This window comes from Bartonella silvatica (assembly GCF_040545155.1).
In the GTDB taxonomy this organism is placed as follows: Bacteria; Pseudomonadota; Alphaproteobacteria; order Rhizobiales; family Rhizobiaceae; genus Bartonella; species Bartonella silvatica.
In genome coordinates this window covers 1-2423 of sequence record NZ_JBEPLI010000050.1, presented here as the reverse complement: position 1 = coordinate 2423, position 2423 = coordinate 1, and the positions used below count along the sequence as shown (strand labels likewise).

Sequence of the window (2423 nt, the reverse complement as noted above, 5' to 3'; positions counted from 1 at the left end):
AATATTTTCAATAAATAATAACAATATTTTTATGTAAAAGATTAAGCTTTAAAAGCTGTTTTTTTATTGCGTTTTGATACGTTTTGTGCAATAAAAAAGCGTTCGTAACTTTCGAATAACAAGATAACAGTCATGCATTGCAAAACAGAAGCCGTGTCAAGAAATTGGCACGGCTTTAATGCATTTAAATTGAATAGAAAAAACTAGCCTCTAGTATAAAAGAAAGCCCTGTTACGTAAATACATAACAAGGCTTCCACAATTTCTCAAGTTGTATATAAAATGTAGTACATTATGTGTAAAATTACAAGTGTAATATACAAAAAAAACCGTGTCATTTAAGGCACGGCTTTTGTGATATCTTTAAAGAGGAACATTGTTTTAACCTAAAGAACGGTTAAAATGCAACGCCATTGTAACGCCGCAAATTAATGGTATCATAATACATTTTAAGATGCAATTTGAGAGAAAACACACTTGCGTTTATACACAAAATATGTAATTTGTTACCTCACTTTTCGTAATGAATCTCCTTATCGATAAATGTTTTGAATACAAAAGCCGTATCAATTCATTTTGATGCGGTTTTTATGTATTAAGGCTTGCATTTTTATACGTTTTGTGTAATAAAGAGGCATCTTTCAGAATTAAAAAGTCATAGATCATAAAAAGCCGCGTTCTTAAAGAACACGGCTTTCTTTTAATTATTGCATATTTCCATAGATTTGCTCTCTTAAGCAAGCTAATCCTTTGGAAGTGATTTTAGTTGATGGTACGGTTTTTTCTGTACCATCATTTTTTTGAATAGTAATGGCTGTGCAATCCATTAATCCCTTTTGGATTTTATCTTGATATGGTAATAATGGGCCGCTTGGTACTCTTTTGTAAACCCAACCATATCTTCGTAAGTAATCTGATAAATCCTTAGGCTTTACTTCCAATATTTTTGCTGCCTCTATAATACCAAACAAGCCATCCGAGCGCTTTAGACCATCAAGAGCTATTGCTTTTGGTTTTAACTCTGCAATGATAGTATCTTTTTGATCTATTTGTCCTTGTAAGTAATTCAAAAAGCCAATCATTGCTTGTGGACTTGAGTAATCGATTTGTGGTGTTGCTGCCTGCTTTGCATGCCGCTCGCATTCGATAAAATACTCTCTTGCTTCGTGCCCTTTATCATTACGCTCGATCATTGAAAGGTGTTTTGCCATGTCTAATGTAATGTAATATTCTTTCATTTGTGCACCCCGGTAAAAATTTACCGCGGTTACAAAATCTATATTTTCACGAAACTTACACTCTTTAATGCGATTTTTTATCCAATAATGCGATTTTTTATCCAATTTCTAAATTCAGATTTTATCTCTAAAAACGCGTGCAAATCACGAGCATTTACAGTTTGAACTAATTCACCATCGATTTTGGTTTGATTTATATCAATTAAATATTGTGACATCTTTTTTCCATTAAATTTAATAGAATTTAAAAAGCAGGCGCCCCCGCCGCGCCCGAGCGTTATTTAAGCAGCTTCATTGATGCTATGCACATTATCAAAAATAGGATTATAAGTTTTTAGCAATGAAACTATTGATTCAATTGGTTCGGATTGACCAAACTCTGTCATGATTGCTAAGATTTTTGTAAAATTTGGAATTTCGTTTTGTAATTTAAAAAACAAGACTTTTTCGAGAGCCCCCATAAGCTCTACTAAAGAAACGTGATATTCATTTTCAGTATCAATATCAATATTTTCACTATTAGCTTCTTTACACACTACCATCCACAAATCACATAAGAAATCAGTGGTTATTTTTATTTCGTTTTTTGTCATGATAAATTCTTTCTTATCGTATAAAAGTTTTTGATTGACAACCCACAAGGGCGCCGGGTGCTCAAAAACACGGCGATAAGTCCGTCGTCGCACTTTTCTCATAAGAGTATTGTATGGTGCGACCACACCCGACATAATCGTTATATGCCAATAACAGCACAAAAGAAAGTCAGTATCTTAAGAAATGGGAAAAACCTTATCGTGGTTTATCCGCTCATCGCTAAGTGTTTTTGAAGCACTTGCCAACCTTTCTAAACGAACCTTTCTTTAAAGTCAATACGTATTTTTTATTTTTTTCACTTTTTTTCATTTTGATACCTACCTAGTTGAATATCAAGTGCTTTTTCTAGTTCACTGTCTATATCATAAGCTTGTGAATAACACTTCTCACCATCATCTGTAATTTCATAAATCAAACGATCTTTCTTTGTACGTTTTTTGATTTCCCTATTCACCTCGTCTATCAACGCTTCACAACTCAATACGCTTTTCGGAATGCCACCCCCATATATCCAAGCTTTCACTTGAGCCTTGGTACTGTAATCAACTTTATCAGGCATCTCATGATACTGACCACCTTCAAATTCCTCATA

At 33.5% G+C, this 2423-nt stretch carries 2 protein-coding genes and 1 pseudogene; all 3 read right to left on the bottom strand.

Translation table 11 applies throughout. The features are described from left to right. Positions 1–703: 703 nt before the first annotated feature. Positions 704–1455 (bottom strand): annotated as a pseudogene (locus ABID23_RS07725) (phage antirepressor KilAC domain-containing protein). A 63-nt stretch (positions 1456–1518) separates the two neighbouring features. Continuing rightward, positions 1519–1830 (bottom strand): hypothetical protein, encoded by a 312-nt coding sequence (locus ABID23_RS07720; protein WP_354190894.1) that lies wholly within the window; start codon positions 1828–1830, stop codon positions 1519–1521. A 296-nt stretch (positions 1831–2126) separates the two neighbouring features. Next, a partial coding sequence (locus ABID23_RS07715) for a hypothetical protein (protein WP_354190892.1) occupies positions 2127–2423 on the bottom strand: 297 nt, incomplete at its 5' end.